General features: G+C 66.8%; 32 protein-coding genes. 4 read left to right on the top strand and 28 right to left on the bottom strand.

Going from position 1 to position 20,771, the window contains the following annotated elements:
* Positions 1-194 precede the first annotated feature (194 nt).
* The 3 genes from rpmJ to QUE33_RS15540 all read right to left on the bottom strand — a co-directional run bounded on the left by rpmJ (position 195) and on the right by QUE33_RS15540 (position 1,416).
* Entirely contained in the window at positions 195-311 is a 117-nt protein-coding gene (gene rpmJ / locus QUE33_RS15550) for a 50S ribosomal protein L36 (RefSeq protein WP_071644008.1), read from the bottom strand.
* Positions 312-376: 65 nt separating this feature from the next.
* On the bottom strand, positions 377-598 hold the full coding sequence (gene infA, locus QUE33_RS15545; RefSeq protein WP_017201569.1) for a translation initiation factor IF-1: 222 nt from the start codon (positions 596-598) through the stop codon (positions 377-379).
* A 140-nt stretch (positions 599-738) separates the two neighbouring features.
* Positions 739-1,416, bottom strand: coding sequence for a DsbA family protein (locus tag QUE33_RS15540; protein WP_286301187.1), 678 nt, complete (start codon positions 1,414-1,416; stop codon positions 739-741).
* Positions 1,417-1,775: 359 nt separating this feature from the next.
* Between QUE33_RS15540 and QUE33_RS15535 the strand changes: the two genes are divergently transcribed.
* Entirely contained in the window at positions 1,776-2,750 is a 975-nt protein-coding gene (locus tag QUE33_RS15535; RefSeq protein ID WP_286301186.1) for a hypothetical protein, read from the top strand.
* Between the two features lie 127 nt (positions 2,751-2,877).
* Here QUE33_RS15535 and map read toward each other — a convergent pair whose 3' ends face one another.
* The 24 genes from map to QUE33_RS15415 all read right to left on the bottom strand — a co-directional run bounded on the left by map (position 2,878) and on the right by QUE33_RS15415 (position 16,038).
* Positions 2,878-3,681: a type I methionyl aminopeptidase gene (map, locus tag QUE33_RS15530; RefSeq protein ID WP_286303186.1), complete on the bottom strand. Its 804-nt coding sequence runs from the start codon at positions 3,679-3,681 to the stop codon at positions 2,878-2,880.
* Positions 3,682-3,730: 49 nt separating this feature from the next.
* A complete protein-coding gene (locus tag QUE33_RS15525; RefSeq protein ID WP_286301185.1) occupies positions 3,731-4,327 on the bottom strand; it encodes an adenylate kinase in 597 nt (198 codons plus the stop codon).
* Positions 4,324-5,646, bottom strand: a complete 1,323-nt coding sequence (gene secY, locus QUE33_RS15520) for a preprotein translocase subunit SecY (RefSeq protein WP_286301184.1) — start codon at positions 5,644-5,646, stop codon at positions 4,324-4,326. Before secY ends, QUE33_RS15525 begins: the two co-directional genes overlap by 4 nt.
* A gap of 113 nt (positions 5,647-5,759) precedes the next feature.
* Positions 5,760-6,374 carry a 50S ribosomal protein L15 gene (gene rplO, locus QUE33_RS15515; protein WP_286301183.1) on the bottom strand — a complete coding sequence of 205 codons (615 nt, stop codon included), beginning with the start codon at positions 6,372-6,374 and terminating at the stop codon, positions 5,760-5,762.
* Entirely contained in the window at positions 6,374-6,559 is a 186-nt protein-coding gene (gene rpmD, locus QUE33_RS15510; RefSeq protein WP_286301182.1) for a 50S ribosomal protein L30, read from the bottom strand. Before rpmD ends, rplO begins: the two co-directional genes overlap by 1 nt.
* Positions 6,559-7,245: a 30S ribosomal protein S5 gene (rpsE, locus tag QUE33_RS15505; protein WP_286301181.1), complete on the bottom strand. Its 687-nt coding sequence runs from the start codon at positions 7,243-7,245 to the stop codon at positions 6,559-6,561. Before rpsE ends, rpmD begins: the two co-directional genes overlap by 1 nt.
* A complete protein-coding gene (rplR, locus tag QUE33_RS15500; protein WP_286301180.1) occupies positions 7,238-7,600 on the bottom strand; it encodes a 50S ribosomal protein L18 in 363 nt (120 codons plus the stop codon). Before rplR ends, rpsE begins: the two co-directional genes overlap by 8 nt.
* A gap of 2 nt (positions 7,601-7,602) precedes the next feature.
* Positions 7,603-8,139, bottom strand: coding sequence for a 50S ribosomal protein L6 (rplF, locus tag QUE33_RS15495; RefSeq protein ID WP_286301179.1), 537 nt, complete (start codon positions 8,137-8,139; stop codon positions 7,603-7,605).
* Between the two features lie 6 nt (positions 8,140-8,145).
* Complete coding sequence (gene rpsH / locus QUE33_RS15490) at positions 8,146-8,544, bottom strand: 30S ribosomal protein S8 (RefSeq protein WP_286301178.1); 399 nt, start codon at positions 8,542-8,544, stop codon at positions 8,146-8,148.
* Between the two features lie 132 nt (positions 8,545-8,676).
* Positions 8,677-9,267, bottom strand: coding sequence for a 50S ribosomal protein L5 (rplE, locus tag QUE33_RS15485; RefSeq protein ID WP_286301177.1), 591 nt, complete (start codon positions 9,265-9,267; stop codon positions 8,677-8,679).
* Positions 9,267-9,626: a 50S ribosomal protein L24 gene (rplX, locus tag QUE33_RS15480; RefSeq protein WP_286301176.1), complete on the bottom strand. Its 360-nt coding sequence runs from the start codon at positions 9,624-9,626 to the stop codon at positions 9,267-9,269. The genes rplE and rplX overlap by 1 nt, the downstream gene beginning before the upstream one ends.
* 2 nt (positions 9,627-9,628) lie before the next feature.
* The gene (gene rplN, locus QUE33_RS15475; RefSeq protein ID WP_286301175.1) at positions 9,629-9,997 is read right to left on the bottom strand and encodes a 50S ribosomal protein L14; all 369 of its coding nucleotides are present in this window, start codon (positions 9,995-9,997) and stop codon (positions 9,629-9,631) included.
* Positions 9,994-10,308, bottom strand: a complete 315-nt coding sequence (gene rpsQ / locus QUE33_RS15470; protein ID WP_286301174.1) for a 30S ribosomal protein S17 — start codon at positions 10,306-10,308, stop codon at positions 9,994-9,996. The genes rplN and rpsQ overlap by 4 nt, the downstream gene beginning before the upstream one ends.
* Positions 10,308-10,622 carry a 50S ribosomal protein L29 gene (rpmC, locus tag QUE33_RS15465; RefSeq protein ID WP_286301173.1) on the bottom strand — a complete coding sequence of 105 codons (315 nt, stop codon included), beginning with the start codon at positions 10,620-10,622 and terminating at the stop codon, positions 10,308-10,310. Before rpmC ends, rpsQ begins: the two co-directional genes overlap by 1 nt.
* Complete coding sequence (rplP, locus tag QUE33_RS15460; protein WP_286301172.1) at positions 10,622-11,041, bottom strand: 50S ribosomal protein L16; 420 nt, start codon at positions 11,039-11,041, stop codon at positions 10,622-10,624. The genes rpmC and rplP overlap by 1 nt, the downstream gene beginning before the upstream one ends.
* Positions 11,041-11,787, bottom strand: a complete 747-nt coding sequence (rpsC, locus tag QUE33_RS15455) for a 30S ribosomal protein S3 (protein WP_286301171.1) — start codon at positions 11,785-11,787, stop codon at positions 11,041-11,043. Before rpsC ends, rplP begins: the two co-directional genes overlap by 1 nt.
* Positions 11,787-12,185 carry a 50S ribosomal protein L22 gene (gene rplV, locus QUE33_RS15450; RefSeq protein ID WP_286301170.1) on the bottom strand — a complete coding sequence of 133 codons (399 nt, stop codon included), beginning with the start codon at positions 12,183-12,185 and terminating at the stop codon, positions 11,787-11,789. The genes rpsC and rplV overlap by 1 nt, the downstream gene beginning before the upstream one ends.
* Positions 12,186-12,223: 38 nt before the next feature.
* The gene (gene rpsS / locus QUE33_RS15445; RefSeq protein WP_286301169.1) at positions 12,224-12,505 is read right to left on the bottom strand and encodes a 30S ribosomal protein S19; all 282 of its coding nucleotides are present in this window, start codon (positions 12,503-12,505) and stop codon (positions 12,224-12,226) included.
* Between the two features lie 12 nt (positions 12,506-12,517).
* Entirely contained in the window at positions 12,518-13,357 is an 840-nt protein-coding gene (gene rplB, locus QUE33_RS15440; protein ID WP_286301168.1) for a 50S ribosomal protein L2, read from the bottom strand.
* Between the two features lie 20 nt (positions 13,358-13,377).
* Entirely contained in the window at positions 13,378-13,698 is a 321-nt protein-coding gene (gene rplW, locus QUE33_RS15435; RefSeq protein ID WP_286301167.1) for a 50S ribosomal protein L23, read from the bottom strand.
* Positions 13,695-14,357 (bottom strand): 50S ribosomal protein L4, encoded by a 663-nt coding sequence (gene rplD / locus QUE33_RS15430; RefSeq protein WP_286301166.1) that lies wholly within the window; start codon positions 14,355-14,357, stop codon positions 13,695-13,697. The genes rplW and rplD overlap by 4 nt, the downstream gene beginning before the upstream one ends.
* A 2-nt stretch (positions 14,358-14,359) precedes the next feature.
* Positions 14,360-15,019: a 50S ribosomal protein L3 gene (gene rplC / locus QUE33_RS15425; protein WP_286301165.1), complete on the bottom strand. Its 660-nt coding sequence runs from the start codon at positions 15,017-15,019 to the stop codon at positions 14,360-14,362.
* An 11-nt stretch (positions 15,020-15,030) separates the two neighbouring features.
* Positions 15,031-15,339, bottom strand: a complete 309-nt coding sequence (rpsJ, locus tag QUE33_RS15420; RefSeq protein ID WP_193596815.1) for a 30S ribosomal protein S10 — start codon at positions 15,337-15,339, stop codon at positions 15,031-15,033.
* Between the two features lie 486 nt (positions 15,340-15,825).
* On the bottom strand, positions 15,826-16,038 hold the full coding sequence (locus QUE33_RS15415; RefSeq protein WP_286301163.1) for a hypothetical protein: 213 nt from the start codon (positions 16,036-16,038) through the stop codon (positions 15,826-15,828).
* Positions 16,039-16,208: 170 nt separating this feature from the next.
* Between QUE33_RS15415 and QUE33_RS15410 the strand changes: the two genes are divergently transcribed.
* Positions 16,209-16,961, top strand: coding sequence for a response regulator transcription factor (locus tag QUE33_RS15410; protein WP_286301162.1), 753 nt, complete (start codon positions 16,209-16,211; stop codon positions 16,959-16,961).
* Between the two features lie 22 nt (positions 16,962-16,983).
* Here QUE33_RS15410 and QUE33_RS15405 read toward each other — a convergent pair whose 3' ends face one another.
* A complete protein-coding gene (locus QUE33_RS15405) occupies positions 16,984-17,742 on the bottom strand; it encodes a sensor histidine kinase (RefSeq protein ID WP_286301160.1) in 759 nt (252 codons plus the stop codon).
* A gap of 172 nt (positions 17,743-17,914) precedes the next feature.
* Between QUE33_RS15405 and QUE33_RS15400 the strand changes: the two genes are divergently transcribed.
* Together QUE33_RS15400 and QUE33_RS15395 are read left to right on the top strand one after the other, a co-directional pair.
* Complete coding sequence (locus QUE33_RS15400) at positions 17,915-19,579, top strand: GspE/PulE family protein (RefSeq protein WP_286301159.1); 1,665 nt, start codon at positions 17,915-17,917, stop codon at positions 19,577-19,579.
* A gap of 111 nt (positions 19,580-19,690) precedes the next feature.
* Entirely contained in the window at positions 19,691-20,770 is a 1,080-nt protein-coding gene (locus tag QUE33_RS15395; RefSeq protein ID WP_286301158.1) for a type IV pilus twitching motility protein PilT, read from the top strand.
* Position 20,771: the final 1 nt, after the last annotated feature.

The raw sequence follows: 20,771 nt of genomic DNA, 5'->3' as shown, positions 1-20,771 counted from the left end.
CTCCTGGAGTGTTGTGGAGGTGTGGAGCAGCATCCGTTCCCGGGCCTCCGCCCCGAGGTGTCCCCGCTCGCGCGGGTTCCGATGCTGCCTGTTGTTCGATATTGAGTTGTTCGCCTGGGTTTCGACTCGCTCGCGCTCGCTCAACCTTGACGTTCGCGTGTCACCGTGGCTTCGCCGTAGTGACACGACTCACGTCAACCCTGACGCTGCTTGTGACGCGGGTTGCTCTTGCAGATCACCATGACGCGACCGTGACGACGGATCACGCGGCAGTGGTCGCAGATGGGCTTGACGCTGGGGTTGACCTTCATGATGTTTCCTGTTCGCTGTCTTCACCGGGCGGGCGCGGATGCCCGAGGTGTTACTTCTCGACCGATCAGCGGTAGCGGTAGACGATGCGGCCGCGGGTGAGATCGTAGGGCGAGAGCTCCACGACCACGCGGTCCTCGGGGATGATGCGGATGTAGTTCTGCCGCATCTTTCCGGAGATCGTCGCCAGGACCTTGTGACCGTTGCTGAGCTCGACGCGGAACATCGCGTTGGGCAGAGCCTCGGAGATCACGCCTTCGATCTCGATGACACCGTCTTTCTTAGCCATAGCCTCGCTGACGCTTCTGCAGACCGGTCGATCTGCGGTGGATGAATGATGATGATGCCGCCTTATGCGGACACGCCGGGATAAGGCGCAAGGCACCAAGGATCTATGTTAGACCCCCGGGCGCCTGCGGCAACTCGGGGTCACTCGAGAGGCTTGAGGTAGGCATCGACCTTGGCGAACATCTCCTGGAGACTCTGCCCCTCGACGGCATCACCGTCGAGCTCGATGGTCGGAGTGCCCTGGATCTTGTGAGCCTTGGCCTGCGCAGCGGGGTACTTCAGGTAGGTGCCCTCCGACATACAGGCGGCCGCTTCGGTTGCACCGACCTGCTCTGCGTAGTCCGCGAGCTGCTCGTCGCTCAGCCCCGTCGTGTTCTCATCGGGCTGGTTCTCGTACAGCGTGCTGATGTAGTCGAGCGTCTTATCCGAGTTCTTCTCGGCCACGCAGTAGACCGCTGCCGCCGCACGCGACGAGTAGTTGCTGCCGGCCGAGTAGTGGTCGAGGATCGCGATCGGATGGATGTTGAGGGTGATCGTGTCATCGGCTGCCAGCGCGTTGAGCCGCTCGGCGAATGTCTGCTCGAAGGCGTTGCACGCCGGGCACATCAAGTCGATGTACGTGTCGACCACGTTGTCACCATCGCCGAAGACGATTGCCCCGGTCTCGGAGTTGATCAGGTCGCCCGAGGGCGCAGGCCCGGCATCCGTCGCCCGACTGTTCATCCACACCACGATCGCGCCGAGCGCGATGAGCACGACGACGACAGCGGCGGAGATGCCGATGACGAACCAGTTGGGCTTGCTCTGGGCCTGGGCCATGAGAGTCCGATCTTCCGGCGGGCAGTAACACCCCATTCTGCCGTGCCCACGCTATGCCCCGCATGTGAATCCGCTCCCCTCCCCAGCATCCGCCGCTTCCCCAGCATCCGCCGCTTCCCCAGCATCCGCCGCTTCCCCAGCATCCGCCGCGAGACTTCCTTTCCAGCACGAGACCGGGCCCAGTGCCTTCAGTCTCGTGCTGGAAAGGAAGCGTCCTGTGTGGGAGGGGAAGTCTGGTGCGGGAGGGGAAGTCTCGCGCGCTCGGGAGTCCTCCTGCACAACGCGGTGATCTGTGTGGGTTCTCCACAGCGACTGGAGATCATGAGATCTGCGATGCCCGGGTTGGGCAGGATGAGCGGATGCTGAAGCTCACCGATCGCGCCGTGACCGACTCGCCGATACCGCTGATCACACGGACGGAAGCACGGATGCTGGGGACTGCGCTGCATCCTCGCACTCACATCCGTCTTCGGCGCGGGATATACGTGCTGCGGGAGGACTACCTCCGCGCGACCCCGTGGGAGCAGTATGCAACCCGCGTGCATGCGTTCGTGCGCTCGCATCCGGATGCCGTGCTCTGCCTGGAGTCCGCCGGCGTGATCTACGGCCTGCCACTGTTCGGTCACCCTCGAGACATCCACGTGTTCGATGCGTCCCTGAGGACCTCGCAGCGCTACGGAGATGTCTGTGTGCACACGAGTGTCGACGGGCGCGAGGTCGTCTCAGAGGCCGGAGTCCTCGTCACGTCGCTGCTGGACACCGTCGTCGACTTGGCGCGAGCGCTCTCGCCCGGTCTCGCTCTCGCCGTCGTCGACAGTGCGATCTCTCCGGCGCAGGGAGGGACCGTGCAGCTCGCCGACGCCTACGAGCTGATCGTCCGCCAGCACAACCCGCGAGCGCGGTCGCAAGCGCGCTGGGTGTGCAGCAGCGCTGACGAGCGCGCAGAATCGCCGGCCGAGAGCATCAGCCGCGCGGTCATCGAATGGAGCGGCTTCGAGCAGCCGGAGCTGCAGCACGAGTTCCGCTACGACGGGCATCACGACCGCGTCGACTTCCTCTTCCCACGGAGCGGCACCATCGGTGAGGCCGACGGCTGGGGCAAGTATCAGCTCGATGACCCCAGCGCCGCCGCGGCATTGCTCACCGAAGAGAAGCGCCGCGAGGACCGGCTGCGCCGGCACGGGCATCCGTTCGCCCGATGGGAGCTCAACGATGCCTGGCGTGTGAAGCCCCTCGTCGAGGCTCTGCGTGCGGCAGGTCTGCGTCAACGGCATCCGTCACAGCCCGCGATGCTCGCGTCATTGCGGCGCCGCACCCGTGATCGCCATGCCTGAGCGCGAGACTTCTCTTCCAGCACGAGAACGCACGCCATGCACGAAGTCTCGTGCACGAAAGGAAGTCTCGTGCATGGAAGGAAGTCTCACGCCCGAAAGGAAGTCTCGCGCCCGAGGGGAAGTCTCACTACGGGAGGGGGACGGGGGTCACACCGAAGGGTGCCAGGCCCTCGGCGCCGCCGTCGGGCGCGGTCAGCACCCAGATGCCGCCCTCGTGGCGGGCAACGCTGTGCTCCCAGTGCGCACCGTCGGTGCCGTCGGTCGTGGAGACGGTCCAGTCGTCGTCCTCGACGAAGGTGGCCTCTCCCCCGGCGGTGACCATCGGCTCGATCGCCAGCGCCAGACCCGGGCGGATCTCGGCGCCCGCATCCGGGGTGCGGTAGTTGAACACGCTCGGCGACTCGTGCATCCGTCGCCCGATGCCATGCCCGACGTATTCACGCAGGATGCCGTAGTTCGCGCCCGAGACGGCAGAGGCCCCCTGCGCCTCGATGTAGTCCTCGATGGCGGCTCCCAGCTCGCCGATGTGGGTCGCGGTCGCCATGGCGGCGATTCCGGCCCACAGGGAGCCCTCTGTGACGCGGGAGAGCTCCTCCCGGCGTGCGACCGTCTCGGGTTGCGAAGGATCAGGGACGACGAAGGTGACGGCGCTGTCGCCGTTCCAACCCTGGTACTGCGCACCGCAGTCCACCGAGACGATGTCGCCCGGCTGCAGCACCCGGGATCCGGGGATGCCGTGCACGACCTGTTCGTTGACCGAGATGCAGGTGGTGTGGCGGTAGCCTCGCACCAGCTTGAAGTTCGACTCCGCGCCACGCTCCACGATGGTGCGCTCGGCCACGGCATCCAGCTTGGCGGTCGTGACCCCCGCCCGCACCAGCGGACGCACGGCGTCCAGCGCCGCAGCCGTGATCAGCCCCGGCTCGATCATCGAGCGCAGCTGCGCGGGCGTCTTGTAGATCGACTTGCGGAACAACGCGTCAGACCAGCTGGCCGATGCCGCGCGCGCCGAGGGCCGCGGAGATCCGCGCCGTGATCTCGTCGAGCGTGCCGACGCCGTCGATGCGATCGACGATGCCGCGCTCCCGATACACCGAGATGATCGGAGCCGTCTCGTTCTCGTAGATGTCCAGACGGTGCGCGATGCCCGCCTCGGTGTCGTCCGAGCGGCCCTGCTCCACTGCGCGCAGGCTGAGACGGGCGATGCTCTCCTCGCGCGGCACGTCGAGCAGGATCACCGCGTCCAGCGATGCGCCCTGGTCGGCGAGGAACGCGTCGAGGTGACCGACCTGGGCGGTGTTGCGCGGGTAGCCGTCGAGCAGGAAGCCGTTCGCCGCATCCTGCTGCGACAGCCGGTCGCGCACGATCTCGCTGGTCAGCTCATCGGGCACCAGGTCACCGGCATCGAGGATAGCGGTGACCTTCTTGCCGAGATCGGTGCCGGCCTTGATGTTGGCGCGGAAGATGTCGCCGGTGGAGACGACCGGGATGCCGAGGGCCTCGGCCACGCGCACGCCCTGGGTTCCCTTGCCCGAGCCCTGCGGGCCCACGATCAGCAGACGAGCGGATGAGGTCATCGGAGGAGCCCTTCGTAATGGCGCTGCTGCAGCTGCGCGTCGATCTGCTTCACGGTCTCCAGCCCCACGCCGACGATGATCAGGATCGAGGCACCGCCGAACGGGAAGTTCTGGTTGGCCTGCACCGTCGCCAGGGCGATCAGCGGGATCAGGGCGACCAGGCCGAGGTAGAGCGAACCGGGGAACGTGATGCGGGTGATCACGTAGTCGAGGTACTCGGCCGTGGGCCGACCGGCACGGATGCCGGGGATGAACCCGCCGTACTTCTTCATGTTGTCGGCGACCTCGACGGGGTTGAAGGTGATCGCGACGTAGAAGTAGGTGAAGGCGATGTTCAGCAGGAAGTAGATCAGCATGTACAGCGGCTGATCGCCCGAGACCAGATACGTCGAGATCCATGCGACCCACGCGGGCGGCTCGCTGCCGTCTGTGGGGGTGTTGAACTGCGCCACCAGCATCGGCAGGTACAGCAGCGACGAGGCGAAGATGATCGGGATCACACCCGCCATGTTGACCTTGATCGGGATGTACGTGTTCGTGCCGCCGTAGGTGCGCCGGCCGACCATGCGCTTGGCGTACTGCACGGGCACACGGCGCTGCGACTGCTCGACGTACACGATCAGCGTCATCACGACCAGGCCGATCGCCAGCACGAGCAGGAAGACGTCGAAGCCCTTGGCCTCTTCGATGCCCCACATGGCGCTCGGGAAGGTCGCCGCGATGGAGGTGAAGATCAGCACCGACATGCCGTTGCCGATGCCCTTCTCGGTGACGAGCTCGGCCATCCACATGATCAGACCGGTGCCGGCCGTCATCGCCATGATGATGAGCAGCTGCGCCCACCACACGTCGTTGGTGAGCAGGTTCTGGCACGCCGAGACGTTGGTCTGGCCGAACAGCTGTCCGCTGCGGGCCACGGTCACCAGGGTGCTGGACTGCAGCAGCGCCAGCGCGATGGTCAGGTAGCGCGTGTACTGCGTGAGCTTGGTCTGCCCGGCCTGACCCTCCTTGTGGAGGGTCTCGAAGTGCGGGATGACCACGCGCAGCAGCTGCGTGATGATCGTCGCCGTGATGTACGGCATGACGCCCAGCGCGAAGATCGACAGCTGCAGCAGCGCACCGCCGGAGAACAGGTTGACCAGGCCCAGCAGTCCGTCGGTGCCCGCATTCGCGGCGAGGCACACTTCGACGTTCGGGAAGTGAACGAACGGCGAGGGCACGTTGGAGCCCAGGCGGTACAGGGCGATGATGCCGATGGTGAAAAGGATCTTCGCACGCAGATCGGGTGTGCGGAAGATTCGCGCGATGGCGCTAAACAAGGGCGTTCCTCCTGAAGGGATTGCCGAACGTCGAAGGACGGCCGAAAGTCCAGGGTAACGCACAGGAGGGGCCGGAGAATCTCCGACCCCTCCGAGCGTTCACACCTGACGGATCAGTTGACCGAGCCGCCGGCGGCGACGATCTTCTGCTCCGCGCTGCTCGAGACCTTGTCGACCGACACGGTGAGCTTGACCGAGATGTCGCCGTCGCCCAGGACCTTGACCTTCTCGTTCTTGCGCACAGCACCCTTGGCGACCAGGTCGCCGACGGTGACGTCGCCACCCTTCGGGTACAGCTCGGCGAGCTTGGCCAGGTTCACGACCTGGTACTCGACGCGGAACGGGTTCTTGAACCCGCGCAGCTTCGGGGTGCGCATGTGCAGCGGCATCTGCCCACCCTCGAAGCCCAGGCGCACGGTGTTGCGGGCCTTGGTGCCCTTGGTGCCGCGACCGGCGGTCTTGCCCTTGGACCCCTCACCGCGACCGACACGGGTCTTCGCGGTGTTGGCGCCGGGGACCGGGCGCAGGTGGTGCACCTTCAGCACGGCAGGACGCGCAGCCTCGGCATCCGCTTCCTTCTTCGCCGGAGCCTTCTTGGCTGCGGACTTGGCCGGAGCGGCCTTGTCCTTGGCCGGAGCGGCCTTGGCGGCAGCAGCGGGCTTCTTGGCAGCAGCCTTGGGAGCGGCGGCCTTCTTCTCAGCCTCGACGGCTTCGTTCTTCTCAGCCATTAGTCGATCTCCTCAACCTTGACGAGGTGAGCGACGGTGCGGACGTAACCGCGCGTCTGCGCGTCGTCGGGACGGACGACCGAGTCGCCGATCCGCTTGAGTCCGAGCGAACGCAGCGTGTCGCGCTGGTTCTGCTTCTCACTCACCTTGGACTTGACCTGTGTGACCTTGAGGCGCTCGGCCATCAGGCACCTACCTTCTGCGCGGCGGCGGCAGCAGCCCTCGCCTCGTTGCGGATGATGATCTCCGGCACGACGGCGTCGTAGTCGAGACCACGACGCGCGGCGACGGCACGCGGCTCCTCGAGGCTCTGCAGAGCCTCGACAGTCGCGTGCACGATGTTGATCGTGTTCGAGGAGCCCAGCGACTTCGACAGGACGTCGTGGATGCCGGCGCACTCGAGGACGGCGCGGACCGGACCACCGGCGATGACACCGGTACCGGCAGCGGCCGGACGCAGCAGCACGACACCGGCAGCGGCCTCGCCCTGCACCGGGTGCGGGATGGTCGAGCCGACGCGGGGCACGCGGAAGAAGTTGCGCTTGGCCTCTTCGACGCCCTTCGAGATCGCCAGAGGGACCTCACGAGCCTTGCCGTAGCCGACGCCCACCAGGCCGTTGCCGTCGCCGACGACCACGAGAGCGGTGAAGCTGAAGCGACGACCACCCTTCACGACCTTCGAGACGCGGTTGATGGTGACGACGCGCTCCAGGAACTGGTTGTCGCCACGGTCGCGCGAGTTGCGGTCACGGCCCTGGCCGCGATCGCGGCCGCCACGACGGCCGTCACGCTGCTCGCGCTGCGGCTCGGCCTGAGCCGGAGCCTCGGCAGGAGCGGTTTCGGTCACTTCGTTCTCCTTGTTGTCACTCACAGTGCCAGCCCCCTTCACGGGCGCCTTCGGCGATGGCCGCGACCCGACCGGCGTAGCGGTTACCGCCGCGGTCGAACACCGCCTCGGAAAAACCGGCGGCCTTCGCGCGCTCGGCGAGCAGCTCGCCCACCTTGCGCGCCTTGGCGGTCTTGTCGCCGTCGAAGGTGCGCAGGTCGGTCTCGAGCGTGGAAGCGGATGCCACGGTGTGGCCCCTGCTGTCGTCGACGAGCTGCACGAAGACGTGGCGAGCCGAACGGTTGACGACCAGACGCGGGCGGGTGTCGGTGCCGCTGATCTTCTTGCGAAGACGAGCGTGGCGAACCGCGCGAGCGGCGGACTTGGACTTGACAGCCATGGTTACTTACCAGCCTTTCCGGCCTTGCGACGCACGACCTCGCCGGCGTAACGCACGCCCTTGCCCTTGTACGGCTCGGGCTTGCGGATCTTGCGGATGTTCGCAGCTGCCTCGCCGACAGCCTGCTTGCTGATCCCGCTGACGGTGAGCTTGTTCGTGCCCTCGACCGTCAGGGTGATGCCGGCGGGCGGGTCGATCAGGACCGGGTGCGAGAAGCCGAGAGCGAACTCGACCGAGCTGCCCTTCTGCTGCACGCGGTAGCCGGTGCCGACGACCTCGAGGCCCTTGGTGTAGCCCTGGGTCACGCCGATGATGTCGTTGTTGATGAGAGTGCGGGTCAGGCCGTGGAGCGACCGCGACTCGCGCTCGTTGTCGGGGCGGGTGACCAGAACCTGGCCGTCCTGCACCTCGACCTGGATGGGGGAGGCCACCGTCAGGCTCAGCTCGCCCTTGGGGCCCTTCACCGACACCTCACGGCCGTCGACCGAGACGGTCACACCCGCGGGGATGTCGATGGGAAGTCGTCCGATACGCGACATGTCAGATCACCACACGTAGGCGAGAACTTCTCCGCCCACGCCCTTCTGCTCAGCCTGACGGTCGGTGAGAAGACCGGAGGAGGTGGACAGGATGGCAACACCCAGGCCGCCGAGGACCTTGGGCAGCTCGGTCGACTTCGCGTAGACACGCAGACCGGGCTTCGACACGCGCTTGATGCCGGCGATGGAGCGCTCGCGGTTGGGACCGTACTTGAGCGACAGGGTGAGGCTGCTGCCGACGCGGGCGTCTGCGACCTCGAAGCCGGCGATGTAGCCCTCCTGCTGGAGGATCTCGGCGATGTTCGTCTTGAGCTTGCTCGACGGCATGGACACGGAGTCGTGATGAGCCGAGTTCGCGTTGCGCAGACGGGTCAGCATGTCTGCGACCGGGTCTGTCATTGTCATTGTCTTCTTCTTTCGATCATGAGGTTTCGACGCCCGTTACACGAACGCCGACCTGCGTGAACACACAATCTTCAATTATACGGGCACATCGACGGGCTCAGTGACCGTCAGGTCGCTGAGCCCGTCGAAGTGTCAAGCCGGGGCGTCGGCGGCCTTGAACGGGAAGCCGAGCGCGCGCAGGAGTGCACGACCCTCGTCATCCGTCTTGGCCGTGGTGACCACGGTGATGTCGAATCCGCGGACGCGGTCGATCTTGTCCTGATCGATCTCGTGGAACACGCTCTGCTCCTGGAGACCGAAGGTGTAGTTGCCCTTGCCGTCGAACTGCTGGTCCGACAGCCCGCGGAAGTCGCGGATGCGGGGCAGTGCGAGGTTCACCAGGCGGTCGACGAACTCCCAGGCGCGGTCGCCGCGGAGGGTGACGTGCGCGCCGATGGCCTGTCCCTCGCGCAGCTTGAACTGCGCGATGGACTTGCGGGCCTTGGTGACGATCGGCTTCTGGCCGGTGATCTTGGTGAGATCGTCGATCGCACCGTCGATCACCTTGCTGTCGCGAGCGGCCTCGCCGACACCGGTGTTGACGACCACCTTGACCAGGCCGGGGATCTGCATGACGTTCGCGTAGCCGAACTGCTCCTGCAGGGCCTTCTTGATCTCGGTGTTGTACTTGGCCTTCAGGCGGGGCTGCACCTTGACAGCCTCCGCAGCCTCAGTCGCTGCCATCAGAGGTCCTTACCTGACTTCTTCGCGTAGCGCACGCGGACCGTGCGCTTCACGCCGTCCTTGACCTGCTCCTCGACGCGGTGGCCGACACGGGTCGGCTTCTTGGTCGAGGGGTCCACGACGGCGACGTTGGAGATGTGGATCGGGGCCTCGACGGTCTCGATCCCACCCGTCTTGGTGCCGCGCTGGGTCTGGCCGACGCGGGTGTGCTTGGTGACGTAGTTCACGCCCTCCACCACGACGCGGTTCTGCTCGACGAGGACCTCGAGGACCTTGCCCTGCTTGCCGCGGTCGCCGCCCTTGTCCTGCTTGCGGCCCGTGATGACCTGAACCAGGTCACCCTTCTTGATGTTCGCCATGATCAGATGACCTCCGGGGCGAGCGAGACGATCTTCATGAACTTCTTGTCACGAAGCTCACGACCGACCGGCCCGAAGATGCGGGTGCCACGGGGCTCCCCGTCGCTCTTCAGCAGCACGGCGGCGTTCTCGTCGAACTTGATGTACGAGCCGTCGGGACGGCGCGTGGACTTCTTGGTGCGGACGATGACGGCCTTGACCACATCGCCCTTCTTGACGTTGCCGCCCGGGATCGCGTCCTTGACAGTCGCGACGATGGTGTCGCCCAGACCGGCGTAACGGCGGCTGGAACCACCGAGGACGCGGATCGCGAGCAGCTCCTTCGCGCCGGTGTTGTCGGCGACCTTGAGGCGGGACTCGGACTGGATCACTTTGCCTTCTCCAGGATCTCCACCAGACGCCAGCGCTTGGTGGCGCTCAGCGGGCGGGTCTCGTTGATGAGAACGAGGTCGCCGATGCCGGCGGTGTTGTTCTCGTCGTGCGCCTTGACCTTCTCGGTGCGGCGGATGACCTTGCCGTAAAGCGGGTGCTTCACGCGGTCCTCGACCTCGACGACGATGGTCTTGTCCATCTTGTCGCTGACGACGTAGCCACGGCGGGCCTTGCGGTAACCGCGCGCACCGGCTTCGCGCACATCGTGCACGCCGTGCGAGACGGCTTCAGCAGCCTTCTTCTCAGCCATTACTCGGACTTCCCTTCGGCGTCAGCCGAGGCATCCCCGGACTTCTTCGCCTTGCTCTTCTTCGCCTTCGCCGGAGCCTCGACGGGGGCGGGCGTGGCACGGATGCCCAGCTCGCGCTCGCGGATCACGGTGTACAGGCGCGCGATGTCGCGCTTGACGGCGCGGATGCGGCCGTGGCTCTCCAGCTGGCCGGTGGCCGACTGGAAGCGGAGGTTGAACAGCTCCTCCTTGGCCTTGCGCAGCTCCTCGACGAGGCGCTGGTCTTCGAACGTGTCGAGCTCGGCGGGTGCGAGCTCCTTGGTGCCGATCGCCATTACGCGTCGCCCTCCTCGCGCTTGATGATGCGTGCCTTGAGCGGCAGCTTGTGAATGGCCCGGGTGAGCGCCTCGCGTGCGAGTTCCTCGCTCACGCCCGCGACCTCGAAGAGGACGCGGCCCGGCTTGACGTTTGCGACCCACCACTCAGGGGAGCCCTTACCGGAACCCATACGGGTCTCGGCGGGCTTCTTGGTGAGCGGACGGTCGGGGTAGATGTTGATCCACACCTTTCCACCGCGCTTGATGTGACGGGTCATCGCGATACGAGCGGACTCGATCTGACGGTTGGTCACATACGCGGGAGTCAGTGCCTGGATGCCGTAATCGCCGAAGGAGACCTTCGTGCCGCCCGACGCCTGACCCGTACGCTTCGGGTGGTGCTGCTTGCGGTACTTGACCTTGCGGGGGATGAGCATTATGCCGACGCTCCTTCTGCGACAGGCGCCTCGTTGCGCGGAGCGCGACGGCGATCGCCGCGCTCGCGCTGCGGCTTCATGTTGGCCTGCTCGCGCGCGAGTTCCTTGTTGGTGAGGTCGCCCTTGTAGATCCAGACCTTCACGCCGATGCGGCCGAAGGTGGTCCTGGCCTCGTAGAAGCCGTAGTCGATGTTCGCGCGCAGCGTGTGCAGCGGCACACGACCCTCGCGGTAGAACTCCGAGCGGCTCATCTCCGCGCCGCCGAGGCGGCCGGAGACCTGGATGCGGATGCCCTTGGCGCCGGCGCGCTGCGCGCCCTGCAGACCCTTGCGCATCGCACGGCGGAACGCCACGCGAGCAGACAGCTGCTCGGCGATCCCCTGTGCGACCAGCTGAGCGTCTGCCTCGGGGTTCTTGACCTCGAGGATGTTCAGCTGGATCTGCTTGCCGGTCAGCTTCTCGAGGTCGCCGCGGATGCGCTCAGCCTCGGCGCCGCGGCGGCCGATGACGATACCGGGACGCGCGGTGTGGATGTCCACACGCACACGGTCGCGGGTGCGCTCGATCTCGATGTTCGAGACGCCGGCGCGGTCGAGCTGCGTCTGCAGCAGGCGACGGATCTTGATGTCCTCGGCGACGTAGTCGGCGTAACGCTGGCCGGGCTTCGTCGAGTCCGAGAACCAGCGAGACACGTGGTCCGTGGTGATGCCGAGGCGGAAGCCGTACGGGTTGACCTTCTGGCCCATTACTTGCTCGCCTTCTTCGTCGTGGCCGCCGGAGCCGCGTCAGCGACCTCGGGGGTGGCCAGCACGACCGTGATGTGGCTCGTGCGCTTCTTGATCTGGAACGCGCGTCCCTGAGCACGGGGCTGGAAGCGCTTGAGCGTCGTGCCCTCGTCGACGTACGCGTTCTTCACGTACAGATCCTGCTCGTCCAGGAACTCGCCGTCGCGATCGGCCTTGACCTGTGCGTTCGCGATCGCAGCGGCGACGAGCTTGTAGATCGGCTCGCTGGCGCCCTGCGGGGCGAACTTCAGAATGGCCAGTGCTTCCTGCGCCTGCTTGCCCTTGATGAGGGCGACGACACGACGAGCCTTCTGAGGGGTCACGCGAATGTGCTTGACGCGTGCGATGGAATCCACCATTGTTCTCCTCCTCTGTTTCTCTCCAGAGCGTCACCGCGTCAGCGGCGACGGCCCTTCTTGTCGTCCTTCACATGGCCGCGGAAGGTGCGGGTGGGCGCGAACTCGCCCAGTTTGTGGCCGACCATGGTCTCGGTCACGAACACAGGGATGTGCTTGCGACCGTCGTGGACGGCGATCGTGTGACCGAGCATCGCCGGCACGATCATCGACCGACGGGACCAGGTCTTGATGACGTTCTTGGAACCGCCCTCGTTCTGACCGATCACCTTGCGAAGCAGGTGCTCGTCGACGAAGGGGCCCTTCTTAAGACTGCGTGGCATCTTCCTCTACTCCTACTTGCGCTTCTTGCCGGCGTTGCGGCGACGCACGATGTACTTGTCGCTTTCCTTGTTGGCGTGACGGGTACGACCCTCAGCCTGGCCCCACGGGGAGACGGGGTGACGACCACCGGACGTCTTGCCCTCACCACCACCGTGCGGGTGATCGACCGGGTTCATCGCGACACCGCGGACGGTCGGGCGCACGCCCTTCCAGCGCTTGCGGCCGGCCTTGCCCCAGTTGATGTTCGACTGCTCGGCGTTGCCGACCTCGCCGATGGTCGCGCGGCAGCGCGCATCGACGTTGCGGATCTCGCCCGAGGGCAGACGCAGCTGAGCGTAGGGGCCGTCCTTGGCGACCAGGCGCACCGAGGCGCCGGCCGAACGTGCCATCTTCGCTCCGCCACCGGGACGCAGCTCGATCGCGTGGATCACGGTTCCGGTGGGGATGTTCTTCAGCGGGAGGTTGTTGCCCGGCTTGATGTCGGCGCTGGCGCCGGACTCGACGATGTCGCCCTGCTTCAGCTTCGTCGGCGCGAGGATGTAGCGCTTCTCGCCGTCGAAGTAGTGCAGCAGCGCGATGCGCGCGGTGCGGTTGGGGTCGTACTCGATGTGAGCGACCTTGGCGTTGATGCCGTCCTTGTCATTGCGACGGAAGTCGATGACGCGGTACTGGCGCTTGTGTCCGCCGCCGATGTGACGGGTCGTGATGCGGCCCTGGTTGTTGCGACCACCGGTCTTCGAGAGCGGACGCAGCAGCGACTTCTCCGGCGTCGATCGCGTGATCTCGGCGAAGTCGGCCACCGACGAACCGCGGCGACCCGGGGTCGTGGGCTTGTACTTGCGAATAGCCATTATTAGTCCTTATCCCCCGGTCAGCCGACTGCCGTGAAGATGTCGATGGAGCCCGACTTCAGTGCGACGATGGCGCGCTTGGTGTCCTTGCGCTTGCCAGTGCCGAAGCGGGTGCGGCGGGCCTTGCCGACGCGGTTGATCGTGTTGACCGACGACACCTTGACGCCGAAGATCTTCTCGATGGCGAGCTTGATCTCGGTCTTCGAGGCGCGCGGGTCCACCAGGAAGGTGTACTTGCCCTCGTCGATCAGGCCGTAGCTCTTCTCGGAGACCACCGGACCCAGGATGATCTCGCGCGGGTCCTTGTTCAGGGCCGTTGCGAGGGAGTTCTGCTCAGTCATGCCGAGACCTCCTCGGTTGCGCCGGTCTTCGAGGCGATGAAGCCCTCGAGTGCGGCCTTGGTGAAGACGATGTCGTCGGAGACGACCACGTCGTAGGCGTTCAGCTGGTCGAAGCTCAGCACGTGCACGTTCGCGAGGTTGCGGACGCTCTTCAGCGTCAGCTCGTCGCTGCGCTCGATGACGACGAGCACGTTCTTCGAACCGGTCACCGCAGCGATCAGCGCGGCGGCCGACTTGGTGGAAGGGGTGCTGTCAGCCACGAACGCCTCGACAGCGTGCAGGCGCTCACCGCGGAAGCGGTCGCTGAGCGCGCCCAGCAGGGCGGCGGCGATCATCTTCTTGGGGGTGCGCTGCGCGTAGTCGCGCGGCTTCGGACCGTGGACCGTGCCACCGCCGCGGTGCTGCGGCATGCGGATCGAGCCCTGGCGCGCGTTGCCGGTGCCCTTCTGCTTGAAGGGCTTGGCACCGGAGCCGGACACATCGCCGCGGGTCTTGGTGGAGTGCGTCCCCTGGCGAGCCGCAGCGAGCTGCGCGACGACGACCTGGTGGATCAGCGGGACATTGGTCTTGACGTCGAAGACGGCGGCGGGCAGCTCGATCGAGCCCGCCTTCTTGCCGTCGACAGAGAGGACGTCGAGCGCGAGAGTCGAGTCAGCCATGATCAGGCACCCTTCACTGCGTTGCGGACGAAGACGATGCGGCCGCGTGCGCCGGGAACCGCGCCCTTGACGAGCATGAGTCCCTTCTCGGCGTCGATGGCGTGCACCGTGAGGTTGAGGACGGTCACGCGCTCGCCGCCCATACGGCCGGCCATGCGCATGCCCTTGAAGACGCGGCTCGGAGTCGACGAGGCGCCGATCGAACCGGGCTTGCGGTGGTTGCGGTGCGCACCGTGCGATGCCGAGACGCCCTTGAAGTTGTGGCGCTTCATGACACCGGCGGTGCCCTTGCCCTTGCTCGTGCCGACCACGTCGACCAACTGACCGGCCTCGAAGGTGGCCTCGGCGGTCAGCTCCTGGCCGAGCGTGTAGTCAGCGGCATCCGCGGTGCGGATCTCGGTGACGTGACGACGCGGCGTGACGCCGGCGGCCTCGAAGTGAGCGGTGAGCGGCTTGGTGACCTTGCGGGGGTCGATCTGGCCGTACGCGATCTGAACGGCGTTGTAGCCGTCCTTCTCGGGCGTGCGGACCTGGGTGACCACGTTGGGCGCCAGCTCGATGACGGTGACGGGAACGAGCTTGCCGTTCTCGTCCCATACCTGGGTCATGCCGAGCTTGGTGCCGAGCATGCCCTTGGAGATCTTTGCGTTGATGTCAACCATTCGAGGACCCCTTACAGCTTGATCTCGATGTTGACGTCGGCCGGGAGGTCGAGGCGCATCAGCGAGTCGACAGCCTTGGGCGTCGGGTCGACGATGTCGATCAGACGCTTGTGGGTGCGCATCTCGAAGTGCTCGCGGCTGTCCTTGTACTTGTGCGGCGAACGGATCACGGCGATCACGTTCTTCTCGGTCGGAAGCGGCACCGGGCCGACGACAGTCGCGCCCGCACGGGTCACGGTGTCGACGATCTTGCGCGCCGACGTGTCGATGACCTCGTGGTCATACGACTTCAGGCGAATGCGGATCTTCTGTCCCGCCATTGTCTGCTCTCTCTCTATAGGCGTCGTACCGTCCGGGGCCGGGTGACCCTGGGGCATTGGACGCACGTCGGCGCTGTTCACGCCTCGGCACTCGAACGACTCATGCGAGTCGATCTGCTGCACCACTGTTCTGCTGTCATCCCGCACGCCGCAGCGCGCGGTTCCGACCTCCTGCCATGCAGGCACACCAGGACCCCTGTGAGGAGGTGTCGGATTTTGTCGTTCTGCTGCCCGCGGCCTAGAACCCTGCGCCGCTCGCGAGGAGCGCGCCGCCTATGCACTGTCGTGGCAGTGATCCCGCGCATCACGAAGAGCGCCGGAATGTGGAACCTGTCTATTCTGCCATGACGGATTCACCTACTGCAAACCCGGGCGTGTCGCGTGTGCGTCCCGGCTGTGCAGGCCGCGCCCGGAGCGGGATCGCGGGGCACGCAGAGGGCGGCGCACCCTCTCGGTGCGCCGCCCTCTGCTGCGTCTCGGGAGCGTCTACTCGTTGCCGACGGACTTGTCCGCGGCGTCGCGGATCTCGTCGATCTTCTCGGATGCTCCGGGCGCGACCTTCTTGGCGAAGTCCGCGACCCCGTCGAGGACCTTGTCGCTGATGTCCTCGGCCTGCTCGCTGTGGACAGCGGCGTCGATCTTGTCCTTGTTCTGCTCGTAGGCGGCCTTGCCCTTGTTCACCAGGTCATCGAGTCCCATGCGGGATCCCCTTCGCATCTTCACTGCATCCAGTGCGCCGGCGCTCGCCAGCTCCCACCATCTTGCACCGACCCGCCCCGCGACGGTAGTGAGATCCGCGGGATCCGCCGTGTTCTGCGCTAACATCACCGGTGTCGGCGCGGACGACCCGGCCGTATCGAGGAGTTCTCTTGACCGATTCGCAGATCGCCGTGGTCATCGAGGACGAGCCCGACGCCCGCGGACTGGTGAGCGAGGTCCTGGAGCACGCGGGATTCATCCCGCTGGCTGCGGGCAGCGGAGCCGACGGCCTGCGCCTGGTCGAGGAGCACGACCCGCTGGTCACGACGCTCGATGTGAGCCTGCCCGGGATGGACGGCTTCGAGACGGCACGTCGCATCCGCGCCATCAGCAGCACCTACCTGATCATGCTCACCGCCCGATCCGATGAGGTCGATGCGCTGCAGGGTCTGCGCTCGGGTGCCGACGACTATGTGACCAAGCCGTTCCGCCCGCGCGAGCTGCGCGCCAGGATCGAAGCGATGCTGCGCCGTCCGCGCGCGATGGGCGACGCGCACCGCGCCGGACAGAGCCCCGAGGCCGCCGCCGACCCGACGGCGAGCGGCTGGCTCGAGCACCACGGCCTGCGCATGCACCCCGAGATGCGCCTGGTCGTGGCGGACGGCGCCGAGGTCGAACTCACCCGCAGCGAGTTCGACATCCTCCACGACCTCATGAGAGCGGGCAGCGCGACCGTGGCCAAGGAAGCTCTCGCGATCATGCTGCGCGGCGAGCGCCACGGCGACAGCACCTATGTCAACGAGCACGATGCGCGTGCCATCGAGGTGCACATGGCGAACCTGCGCCGCAAGCTCGGCGAGTCGGCCACGAGACCCCGCTGGATCGAGACCGTCCGCGGCACCGGCTACCGCCTGGCTCTCTAGCTCCGGCCGACCGGGGCGATCGTCACCCGGCCTTCGGCGGAAGTCGCACCGCGAACGTCGACCCCTCACCGAGTGTCGACGTCGCGGTGAGCTCGCCGCCGTGAGCCCGGACGATGTCACGGCTGATCGAGAGGCCGAGCCCGCTGCCGTGCGTGGTGGACCCGCTCGCCAGCGCGGAGCGGAAGAACCTCTCGAACAGGTGCGGAACCTCGTCCTCGGGCACTCCCGGCCCGTCGTCCCTCACCGTGATGACGGCACTCCCCTGCTCCTGCGCCGTCGCCACCCATACCGTGTCGCCGTCGCGGCCGTACTTGACCGCGTTCGAGATCAGGTTGTCGAGCACCTGGCGGATGCGGTGCGGATCCGCCCACGCACGCAGCACCCGCACTCCCGCCGTGTCCACCGCGATCGCGCGCTCATCCGCCTGGTGCCCAGCCGACTCGACGGCCGCCATGACGATCTCGGACAGGTCGATGTCTTCGGGCGCGATGGCGGACGCACCGCCTGTGGAGGACACGGCGGAGGCCTCGAGCAGATCCGAGACGATCTCGAGCATGCGCGTGGCGTTGCGCTGGGCGATGCCGATGCTGCGGCGAGCCCGCTCGCTCATCTCGTCGTGCGCGAGCGTCAGGTCGAGGTAGCCGATGATCGCGGTGAGAGGCGTGCGCAGCTCGTGGGACACCGAGGCGATGAGCTCCTCCTGGGCGCGCAGTGCGAGCTCCTCCGCGGTCGAGTCATCGGGGACCAGGAGTGCGCCGCCGTCGGCCGAGAGGGATGTCACGCCTTGACGTTACCGCGCACGCCGCCGCCTCGTGGGACATTCCTTGAGGAAACCCTGAGGATACCTGCCCAAGAATTGAGGATGCGGGCCGGGGCCCGGCATCCGTCGATCGCTAGTATGACAAGCGTCGTGCTCATACGCGGCGTCGGCGGGACGGGGAGGGGACCTCAGCATGCGCGGAGTCGTGCAGACGCTCGTGCTCACCGGGGCCGTACGCGCCTCGGCCGTCATGGACGAGATGGCCGAGCTCGGCGACGGCCCGGAGTTGGCCCGCAAACTCGTCACGCAGCGGGTCATCACCGAACGGCAGCTCGCCGAGGCCATCGCCCTGCAGTCCGGGCAGACCTTCGTCGATCTGTTCACCGAGACCGTCGACCCGCATGCCGTCGCCCTGGTCCCGGGCGGCCTCGCGCGTCGGCATCGGCTGATCCCGATCTCGCACAGCGGCGACCGCCTCGTGGTCGGCATGGTCGATCCCACCGACATCATCGCGATCGATGACATCGCCACGGTCGCGGACCTGCGTGTGGATCCCGTCGTGGTCGCCGAAGATGCACTGGAGTACGCCTTCCAGCGCTACATGCGCTCGGACGACGAGCTGTCGGATCTGTCGGCGACGCTCGAGGAGACCGCCGCCACGCAGGACACCGCCTCCGAGCAGCTGGTCGAGCAGGACAGCGATGCGCCGATCGTGCGCTTCGTCAACCTGCTCATCACCCAGGCCATCGACGACCGCGCCAGTGACATCCACCTGGAGCCCGGTGAGACCTTCCTCAAGGTGCGCTACCGCATCGACGGAGTGCTGCACGAGCTGCAGCGCCCCGACCGGAACATCCAGGACGGCATCATCTCGCGCCTGAAGATCATGTCGGCGATCGACATCGCCGAACGCCGCCGGCCCCAGGACGGCCGGCTCTCGGTGACCCATCATGGACGCAAGGTCGACCTTCGCGTGGCCACGCTGCCGACCGTGTGGGGCGAGAAGGTCGTCATGCGCATCCTGGACAACTCCGGGGTGAGCCTCTCCCTGGCCGACCTGCGGATGAGCCGATCCAATCTCACGCGCTTCCGTGACGCGATCACCCGGCCGCACGGCATGGTGCTGGTGACCGGCCCCACCGGGTCGGGCAAGTCGACGACGCTGTACACCGCGCTGCGCGAGGTGTCCACACCGCAGGTGAACGTGATCACCGTGGAGGATCCGGTGGAGTACCGCATCCCCGGCATCAACCAGGTGCAGGTCAACGCCAAAGCGGGGATGACGTTCCAGGCGGCGCTGCGCAGCATCCTCCGCAGCGACCCGGATGTCGTCCTCGTCGGAGAGATCCGCGACCGCGAGACCGCGGTGATCTCGGTCGAGGCCGCCCTCACCGGGCACCTCGTCCTCTCCACCCTGCACACCAACGACGCGCCCAGCGCTGTGACCCGTCTGACCGAGATGGGCACGGAGCCCTTCCTGGTCGCCACGGCGCTGTCGGCCGTCGTGGCCCAGCGTCTGGCCCGCAGGCTGTGCGTGCAGTGCCGTGAGCGGCACGACCAGACCGAGGAGATCCTGCGCGACCTCGGGCTGCCGTTCGATCCCGCCGCGCCCCCCGTGATCTACCGGCCGAAAGGATGCCCGTCGTGCTCGGGCACCGGCTACAAGGGCCGGATCGGCCTGCACGAGGTGATGACGATGTCCGATGAGATCGAGAAGCTGGTGGTCCGCAACGCCACCGCCACCGAGATCCGCGAGGTCGCCACCGCGCAGGGAATGCGCAGCCTGCGCGAGGACGGATGGGCCAAGGTCCGGGAGGGCCTGACGACGATCGAGGAGATCCTCCGTGTCACTGCATGAGACGCACGAGCCGAGCCACCTGATGATGCACTCCCCGCGGCGGCGCCCTCACCGGGCCTGCTCGACCGCGTCCTCGCGGTGGCTGCGGGGCGCGGCTGCTCGGATGTGCACGTGTCGGCGGACGCCGCACCGGTGAACCGGCTCAACGGCTCGCTCGCGCCGATGCCGGAGTTCCCCGAGGCGATCTCGCAGGCGCAGCTGCTGGACGAGCTGCTGGCGATCATGTCCGCCACGCAGCGCGAGGAGTTCCGCACGCAGGGCGAGGTGGACCTGTCGCATACGGTCGAGGGTGCCGGACGCTTCCGCGTGAACGTGTTCCGTCAGCTCGGCAGCGTGGCCGCCGCGTTCCGCCTCATCGCCTCGCGCGCCTTCACCCTGGAGGAGCTCGGCGCGCCCGCGATCGCCCGCGAGCTGGCGCTGCGGCCGCGCGGGCTCGTGCTGGTGACCGGGCCCACCGGATCGGGCAAGTCGACCACCCTCGCGGCCATGATCGACATCATCAACCGTGAGAAGAGCGGCCACATCATCACGGTCGAGGATCCGATCGAGTTCGTGCACACCAGCCGCAGCTCGCTCGTGCACCAGCGGGAGGTCGGCTCCGATACCCACTCTTTCGCCGAGGCACTGCGACGGATCCTGCGACAGGATCCGGATGTCATCCTGATCGGCGAGCTGCGCGACCCGGAATCGATCTCCACGGCATTGACCGCCGCCGAGACCGGCCATCTCGTGCTCACCACCCTGCACACCCAGGGCGCCTCCAAGAGCATCAACCGCATCGTGGACGCCTTCCCCGCGCACCAGCAGGATCAGGTGCGGAGTCAGCTGGGCGACACGCTCCAGGGCGTGATCAGCCAGACCCTCGTGCCCACGGCGCAGGGCGATGGCAGGGTGATCGCCACCGAGGTGCTGGTCTCGACGCCCGCGGTGGCGAACCTGATCCGCGAGAATCAGATCCCGCAGCTGTACAACGCCATGCAGGCCGGGGCCGCGCATGGCATGCACACGCTCGACCAGTCGCTGAAGGACCTGGTGGCACGCGGCCGGGTCGCGCCGGGACTGGCCAGGCACTACCTGACCGATCCGCGCGCGCTGGACGACGTGCGCGTTCAGGTTCCCGACTTCGACGCCGAGACCTGGCTCAGCCATGGTGCCCAGCACCAGGCGGCGGCAGAGGACTGGAAGTACTGAC

It is taken from the genome of Microbacterium suwonense, assembly GCF_030296555.1.
GTDB lineage: Bacteria > Actinomycetota > Actinomycetes > Actinomycetales > Microbacteriaceae > Microbacterium > Microbacterium suwonense.
Note: the sequence above shows the minus strand (reverse complement) of the source record. Positions and strands in the feature narration are given on the sequence as shown.

Coding starts and splice junctions, on each gene's coding strand:
- rpmJ (WP_071644008.1), bottom strand. CDS start 311: ATGAAGGTCAACCCCAGCGTCAAGCCCATCTGCGACCACTGCCGCGTG.
- infA (WP_017201569.1), bottom strand. CDS start 598: ATGGCTAAGAAAGACGGTGTCATCGAGATCGAAGGCGTGATCTCCGAG.
- QUE33_RS15540 (WP_286301187.1), bottom strand. CDS start 1,416: ATGGCCCAGGCCCAGAGCAAGCCCAACTGGTTCGTCATCGGCATCTCC.
- QUE33_RS15535 (WP_286301186.1), top strand. CDS start 1,776: ATGCTGAAGCTCACCGATCGCGCCGTGACCGACTCGCCGATACCGCTG.
- map (WP_286303186.1), bottom strand. CDS start 3,681: ATGATCGAGCCGGGGCTGATCACGGCTGCGGCGCTGGACGCCGTGCGT.
- QUE33_RS15525 (WP_286301185.1), bottom strand. CDS start 4,327: ATGACCTCATCCGCTCGTCTGCTGATCGTGGGCCCGCAGGGCTCGGGC.
- rplO (WP_286301183.1), bottom strand. CDS start 6,374: ATGGCTGAGAAGAACGAAGCCGTCGAGGCTGAGAAGAAGGCCGCCGCT.
- rpmD (WP_286301182.1), bottom strand. CDS start 6,559: ATGGCCGAGCGCCTCAAGGTCACACAGGTCAAGTCCAAGGTGAGTGAG.
- rplR (WP_286301180.1), bottom strand. CDS start 7,600: ATGGCTGTCAAGTCCAAGTCCGCCGCTCGCGCGGTTCGCCACGCTCGT.
- rplF (WP_286301179.1), bottom strand. CDS start 8,139: ATGTCGCGTATCGGACGACTTCCCATCGACATCCCCGCGGGTGTGACC.
- rpsH (WP_286301178.1), bottom strand. CDS start 8,544: ATGACAATGACAGACCCGGTCGCAGACATGCTGACCCGTCTGCGCAAC.
- rplE (WP_286301177.1), bottom strand. CDS start 9,267: ATGGCAGCGACTGAGGCTGCGGAGGCTGTCAAGGTGCAGCCCCGCCTG.
- rplX (WP_286301176.1), bottom strand. CDS start 9,626: ATGGCGAACATCAAGAAGGGTGACCTGGTTCAGGTCATCACGGGCCGC.
- rpsQ (WP_286301174.1), bottom strand. CDS start 10,308: ATGGCTGAGAAGAAGGCTGCTGAAGCCGTCTCGCACGGCGTGCACGAT.
- rpmC (WP_286301173.1), bottom strand. CDS start 10,622: ATGGCGATCGGCACCAAGGAGCTCGCACCCGCCGAGCTCGACACGTTC.
- rplP (WP_286301172.1), bottom strand. CDS start 11,041: ATGCTCATCCCCCGCAAGGTCAAGTACCGCAAGCAGCACCACCCGAAG.
- rpsC (WP_286301171.1), bottom strand. CDS start 11,787: ATGGGCCAGAAGGTCAACCCGTACGGCTTCCGCCTCGGCATCACCACG.
- rplV (WP_286301170.1), bottom strand. CDS start 12,185: ATGGTGGATTCCATCGCACGCGTCAAGCACATTCGCGTGACCCCTCAG.
- rpsS (WP_286301169.1), bottom strand. CDS start 12,505: ATGCCACGCAGTCTTAAGAAGGGCCCCTTCGTCGACGAGCACCTGCTT.
- rplB (WP_286301168.1), bottom strand. CDS start 13,357: ATGGCTATTCGCAAGTACAAGCCCACGACCCCGGGTCGCCGCGGTTCG.
- rplW (WP_286301167.1), bottom strand. CDS start 13,698: ATGACTGAGCAGAACTCCCTCGCAACGGCCCTGAACAAGGACCCGCGC.
- rplD (WP_286301166.1), bottom strand. CDS start 14,357: ATGGCTGACTCGACTCTCGCGCTCGACGTCCTCTCTGTCGACGGCAAG.
- rplC (WP_286301165.1), bottom strand. CDS start 15,019: ATGGTTGACATCAACGCAAAGATCTCCAAGGGCATGCTCGGCACCAAG.
- rpsJ (WP_193596815.1), bottom strand. CDS start 15,339: ATGGCGGGACAGAAGATCCGCATTCGCCTGAAGTCGTATGACCACGAG.
- QUE33_RS15415 (WP_286301163.1), bottom strand. CDS start 16,038: ATGGGACTCGATGACCTGGTGAACAAGGGCAAGGCCGCCTACGAGCAG.
- QUE33_RS15400 (WP_286301159.1), top strand. CDS start 17,915: ATGCGCGGAGTCGTGCAGACGCTCGTGCTCACCGGGGCCGTACGCGCC.